The sequence below is a fragment of the Streptomyces sp. UH6 genome (assembly GCF_013421635.1).
GTDB classification, from domain to species: domain Bacteria; phylum Actinomycetota; class Actinomycetes; order Streptomycetales; family Streptomycetaceae; genus Streptomyces; species Streptomyces abyssomicinicus.
This window is the reverse complement of sequence record NZ_JACADT010000297.1, coordinates 1-6094: the sequence shown is the minus strand read 5'-3', so window position 1 is coordinate 6094 and position 6094 is coordinate 1. Positions and strand designations below refer to the sequence as shown.

The 6094-nt window shown below is 73.8% G+C and carries 4 protein-coding genes; 2 read left to right on the top strand and 2 right to left on the bottom strand.

Annotated elements, in window-relative coordinates; genetic code table 11:
* The coding region (locus HW445_RS15870; RefSeq protein ID WP_180221666.1) for a S9 family peptidase at window positions 1-862 on the bottom strand (862 nt) is incomplete at its 3' end.
* A gap of 337 nt (window positions 863-1199) precedes the next feature.
* Here HW445_RS15870 and HW445_RS15865 point away from each other — a divergent pair.
* Complete coding sequence (locus tag HW445_RS15865) at window positions 1200-3998, top strand: penicillin acylase family protein (RefSeq protein WP_374939657.1); 2799 nt, start codon at window positions 1200-1202, stop codon at window positions 3996-3998.
* 100 nt (window positions 3999-4098) lie between these two features.
* On the opposite strand, the gene HW445_RS15860 is transcribed toward HW445_RS15865, so the two are convergent.
* Window positions 4099-4386 (bottom strand): zinc-ribbon domain-containing protein, encoded by a 288-nt coding sequence (locus HW445_RS15860; protein WP_180221665.1) that lies wholly within the window; start codon window positions 4384-4386, stop codon window positions 4099-4101.
* Between the two features lie 176 nt (window positions 4387-4562).
* Between HW445_RS15860 and HW445_RS15855 the strand changes: the two genes are divergently transcribed.
* Window positions 4563-6094: NAD(P)/FAD-dependent oxidoreductase (locus HW445_RS15855; RefSeq protein WP_180221664.1), on the top strand; the 1532-nt coding region annotated here is incomplete at its 3' end.

Here is a 6094-nt window from a genome sequence, read left to right as displayed (position 1 = left end):
GCCAGTCGACCGCCACCGGGGCGCCGTTGGCGCCGATGGCCCGGGCGGCGGCGTCGGCCTGGTCCAGGGGGAAGAGCGAGTCGCTCTGGCCCTGCATCAGCAGCGTCGGCGCCTTGATGCGGTCACCGACGGCGACCGGGCTGCGCTCGGCCAGCAGCTCCATGGCCTCGACGTCCGGCTCGCCGGACTCCGCGACCCGCTGGTACATCCGGCACAGCTCCTCCTCGAAGCGGGAGCAGCCGCCGCCGGAGCTGATGAACGTCCCGGCCCACAGCTTCTTGAAGACCCCGTCGGGGAAGAGCGCGTCGGAGAGGTTCCAGTAGGTGATCGCCGGTGCCAGCGCGTCGATCCGGCCGTCGTGCCCGGCCGCCAGGAGGGCGATCGCGCCGCCGTAGGAGGCGCCGGCGGCGCCCACCCGGGGATCGCCCTTCTCGTCCAGCCGCACCTCGGGGCGGGCGGCCAGCCAGTCGATCAGCCGGGAGACGTCGGCGACCTCGGCCTCCGGGTCGTTGAGCCCGATCTTGCCGGTGGACTCCCCGAACCCGCGGGCCGACCAGGTCAGTACCGCGTACCCGCTCCTCGCCAGTTCCTCCGCCTGACCGCGGACCTCCTCCTTGTCGTTGCCGAACCCGTGGCCGAGGAGGACCGCGGGGCGGCGCTCGCCGGACGGGCCGGAGGTGAAGTACGAGGTGTCGATCCGCACCCCGCCGTCCATCGTCATCATCTGCTCGGTGTGCCGTACCGCGGGCGCGTCGTCGCCGGAGGCCACGGCCGTCCAGGTCCCGGCGCCCGCCAGCACGACGGCGGCCGCTGCCGCCGCGAGCACACGGTTCCGTGGCCACCTGGGCAATCGAAGATCCATGCGCCCACGATACGGGGGACCTCCCGGCGCCGGGCCCGTCCCCGGCTTCCGGGCCTCCGCCACCGGGTCGTTACGCGAGGGTCTGGGTGGTGAAGGCGCCCAATTTCCGGAATAAGGACGCCGGTCGGGAACTCCGGGTACGGCCGGTCAGGACCGGGTGCGCGTGGCCCGGGCCGGGCGCGAGGCCGCGGCCCGGCCGGTCCTCGGATGCGTGGTCACCCTCCACCGGTCCGCCACCCACCCCGGATTCCTCCACGGAAACTGACGCACCGGCATCTTCAACTGCCCGGCTACCGGCGGTAACCTCCTGGTCCCGTCCCCGTCGGGAGGAGCCGCCGTGACCCGGCACACCCCACGCACCGCCCCTGACAGAGGAACCACCCGCAGACGCGCCGGCCGGAGAACCGCCGGCCTGCTGACCGGCGCCATGATCTGCGCCCTGCTCGCTCCCGCCTTCCCGTCGGCCGCCGCACCGAACGCCCCCGCGGCCGCGCCCGCCGCGGCCACCGACCACTGCGGCGACGGCTGCGCGGACATCCTGCCGCCCGGCGCTGACGGCACCGCCACCCTCGCCGAGATCCTGCTCGACCAGACCGTCGGCATCGTCCCCGCGCACAGCGACGACCAGCTGGGCCCCTACGCCGACCTGGCCACCGGCTATCCGGAGCTGACCGACTCCACCATCGACGAGTTCTTCAACGACGCCTCCTTCGGGGTCCCCGCCGACCAGGTCGCCTCCACCAAGCGGCCCGCCGGACGCACCGACGTCACCATCGTCCGCGACAAGGCCACCGGCGTCCCGCACATCACCGGCACCACCCGCTACGGCACCGAGTTCGGTGCCGGGTACGCCGCCGCCGAGGACCGGCTGTGGCTGATGGACGTCTTCCGGCACGTGGGACGCGGACGGCTCACCTCCTTCGCCGGCGGCGCCCCGGGCAACCAGGCCCTGGAGCAGGAGTTCTGGCGTTCCGCGCCCTACACCGAGGCCGAACTCCAGGCCCAGATCGACCGGGTGGCCGCCGAGAACGGCGAACGCGGCCGCCAGGCCCTGGCCGACGCACAGGCCTACGTGGACGGCGTCAACGCCTACATCGAGGCCTCCGACAAGGGCCGTTACTTCCCCGGCGAGTACGTGCTCACCGGCCACAAGGACGCCATCCTCAACCTGGGCAGGATCGAGCGCTTCAAGCTCACCGACCTGGTCGCCCTGGCCTCCGTCATCGGCGCCCTCTTCGGCTCCGGCGGAGGCGGCGAGGTGGAGAACGCCCTGTCGCTGCTCGCCGCGCAGTCCCGCTACGGCGTCGAGGAGGGCACCCGGGTCTGGGAGTCCTTCCGCGAACGCGACGACCCGGAAGCGGCCGTCACGGTCCGCGGCGCCTCGTTCCCCTACGCCGTGAAGCCCGACGACCCGCAGGGCACGGCCCTGCCCGACCCGGGCTCGGTGACCCGCGAACCGCTGGTGCACAACCGCACCGGCAGCGCCACCACGGCCAAGGCCGACGCCGCCACCAGGGCGGCCACCGAGGCCGCCGTCGGCTCGGCCCGGCGCGGCATGTCCAACGCCCTGGTGGTCAGCGGCGAGCACACCGCGAGCGGGCACCCCGTCGCCGTGTTCGGGCCGCAGACCGGCTACTTCGCGCCGCAACTCCTGCTGCTGCAGGAGATCCAGGGCCCCGGCATCAGCGCCCGCGGCGCCTCCTTCGCGGGACTGTCGATGTACGTCCAGCTCGGCCGCGGCCAGGACTACGCCTGGTCCGCGACCACCTCGGCGCAGGACATCATCGACACCTACGCCGTGGAACTGTGCCAGGACGACCACCACTACCTCTACCGCGGTCAGTGCGTGGCCATGGAGAAGGTGGAGCACACCAACTCCTGGAAGCCCACCGTCGCCGACTCCACCCCCGCCGGCTCCTACACGATGCGCGCCTGGCTGACCAAGTACGGTCCGGTCGAGTACCGCGCCACCGTCGGCGGCAAGAAGGTCGCCTACACCACGCTGCGCACCTCCTACCGGCACGAGGTCGACTCGATCGTCGGCTTCCAGATGCTCAACGACCCCGGACACGTCACCGGCCCGCAGTCCTTCCAGCAGGCCACCCAGCACATCAACTTCACCTTCAACTGGCTCTACGCCGACGCCGACCACACCGCCTACTACAACAGCGGCGACAACCCCGTCCGGGCCGCCGGGGTCGACCCGGACTTCCCGGCCTGGGCCGACCCCCGCTACGAGTGGCGCAACTGGAACCCGGAGAACAACCGGGCCTCCTACACGCCGCCGGCCGAGCACCCGCAGTCCGTCGACCAGGACTACTACATCTCCTGGAACAACAAGCTCGCCGACGGCTACACCGCCGCCTCCTGGGGCAACGGCTCCGTCCACCGCGGCGACCTGCTCGACGACCGCGTCCGGGAACTGGTCGACGAGGGGAACGTCACCCGGGCGTCGCTCACCCGCGCCATGGCCGAGGCCGGCCTCGCCGACCTGCGCGCCGAACAGGTGCTGCCCAAGCTGCTGCGGGTGCTGCGCAGCGGCCCGGTGGACGACCCGGCGGTCACCGAGGCGATCGGCAGGCTCTCCGCCTGGGTGTCGGCCGGCTCCCTGCGCACCGAGACCTCGGCCGGCTCCGAGCGGTACGCCCACGCCGACGCCATACGCATCCTCGACGCGTGGTGGCCGCTGCTGGTCAAGGCCCAGTTCCAGCCGGGCCTCGGCGAGGACCTGTACGCCGCGTTCGAGGCCAACCTGCCCGTCGACGAACCGCCGGGGGCCTCGCACGGCCCCACCGGCGGCCACGCCGGAAGCGCCTTCCAGTACGGCTGGTGGAGCTATGTCGACAAGGATGTGCGGGCCGTGCTCGGCGACGAGGTGGACGGCGGCCTGGCCCGCCCCTACTGCGGCGCCGGCGACCTCGCCGACTGCCGGGCGGTGCTGGCCCGGACGCTCAAGGAGGCCGCGGGCCGGACCGCCGCGCAGGTCTACCCCGGTGACGAGCACTGCGACGCGGGGGACCAGTGGTGCGCCGACGCCGTGATCCACCGGGCGCTGGGCGGCATCACCCACGCCCCGGTCAGCTGGCAGAACCGCCCCACCTACCAGCAGGTCGTCGAGTTCCGCTCCCACCGGTAGAGGAGCACCGCCGGGAGCACCGGTACACGCGACGGCGGCGGGCCGCACCCGGCCCGCCGCCGTCCCGTGCGGCGAGGCCGGACGCGAGGCCGGTGCGGGGTCAGGACTGGTACGGCTGCTGCGGCCGGCCCTGGAGCGGATCGCCCTGGCCGCCCGCCGCGCCCGCCTGCAGCTGCTCCGCCTCCGAGGCGTTCAGCCGCCGCTGCGCACCGCAGAAGGTGCACTGCGTCGAGTACTTCACCGAGACCGGGAAGAGCGGCACGAAGAACAGCGTGAACTTCGTGACGTGCTTGCGCAGCGCGTGCGCGGCGGGATTGCCGCAGTTGCCGCACACCAGCGTCAGCATGGCGAGCTGGTACAGGTAGCCCTTGGTGCCGAAAATGATCATCTTCTGGTCCTTCCCCCTGGCGGCGTGCGCTCACAGTACCCGCAGTGGTGGAACGTGTCCCTCGGGCCGCGGGGTTCCCTCGAGGGGCCCGGCAGCCTCCGCGTACCCCCTCCGGGTCACCGCGGGAGCGCGGTCCCATGCACGCCGGCCGCGAGCCGTGCGCCAGGGTATGGGCCATGACATCGATCCAACCGATCAGGACGAGCCGCACCGCCTACGACGTCGTCGTGGTCGGCGGCGGCCACAACGGCCTCGCCGCTGCCGCCTACCTGGCCCGTGCCGGTCTGTCCGTCGCCGTGCTGGAGCGCCTGGACCGCACCGGCGGCGCCGCGGTCTCCGCCCGGGCGTTCCCCGGCCGCCCGACCCGGCTCTCGCGCTACTCCTACCTGGTCTCCCTGATGCCGGAGCGGATCGCCCGGGACCTCGGCCTGGACCTCGAGCTGGCCTCCCGCTCCACCGCCTCCTACACGCCCGTGCTGCGCGACGGGGTGCCCGGCGGACTCCTGGTGGAGCGACCGGAGGGCCCGGCGACCCGGGACAGCTTCCGCCGCCTCACCGGGTCGGACGCCGAGTACGAGGCGTGGAGCGCGTTCTACGCACAGGTCGGCGAGCTGGCCGAGGTCCTGGCCCCCACCCTCACCGAGCCGCTGCCGAGGGAGGGCGAGCTGCGGCGGCGCGTCGACGCCGGGCTCTGGGAGGAGATCGTGCGGCGGCCGCTGGGGGAGACGCTGGAGCGGCGCTTCGCGGACCGGACCGTCCGCGGCGTGGTCGCCACCGACGCGCTGATCGGCACCTTCGCCGGCCTGCACGACGCGCGGCTGATCCAGAACCGCTGCTTCCTCTACCACCTCATCGGCAACGGCACCGGGGAGTGGCGCGTCCCGGTCGGCGGGATGGGCGCGGTGACCGACGCCCTGGCCGCCTCCGCCGTCCGCGCGGGCGCCGAGCTGGTGACGGGCGCCGAGGTCACCGCCGTCCGGCCCGGCCCCGGCGGCGCCGAGGTGGAGGTCGCGGGCGGAGCCGTCCTGGAGGCGCGGTTCGTGCTCTCCAACGCCGCGCCGTGGGTGCTCGACGGGCTCCTCGGCGAGCACCGCGACCCGGCCGACAAGCCGGTCGGCTCCCAGCTGAAGATCAATTTCCTGCTCGACCGGCTGCCCCGGCTCAGGTCCGGCGCCGATCCCCGCGTCGCCTTCGCCGGCACCCTCCACCTCGGCGAGGACTACGACGACCTGGAGACCGCGCACGCCGAGGCCGCCGCGGGCCGCGTCCCGAGCCGTCTGCCCGGAGAGGTGTACTGCCACTCGCTCACCGACCCGTCCGTCCTCGGCGACGTCCCGGAGGGCACCCACACCCTCACCTACTTCGGCCTCCACCTGCCCGCCACCCTCTTCGACGACCCGGCCACCCGCGCCGAACGCACGGCGGAGGCGGTGCGGCGGGCCGTCGCCTCGCTGGACGAGCACCTCCTCGACCCGATCGACTCGGTGGTGGCCCGGGACGCCGACGGGCGGCCCTGCGTCGAGGCCAAGATCCCGCAGGACGTCGAGGCGGACGTGGCGATGCCCGGCGGCCACATCTTCCACGGCGACCTGTCCTGGCCCTGGGCCGCCGACGACGCCGACCTGTCCACCCCCGCCTCCCGCTGGGGCGTGGCCACCCGCCACCCCTCGGTGCTGCTCTGCGGCTCCGGCGCGGTCCGCGGCGGCGC

Excerpts from the sequence above, each read along its gene's own strand:
- HW445_RS15860 (WP_180221665.1), bottom strand. The coding sequence starts at position 4,386 with ATGATCATTTTCGGCACCAAGGGCTACCTGTACCAGCTCGCCATGCTG.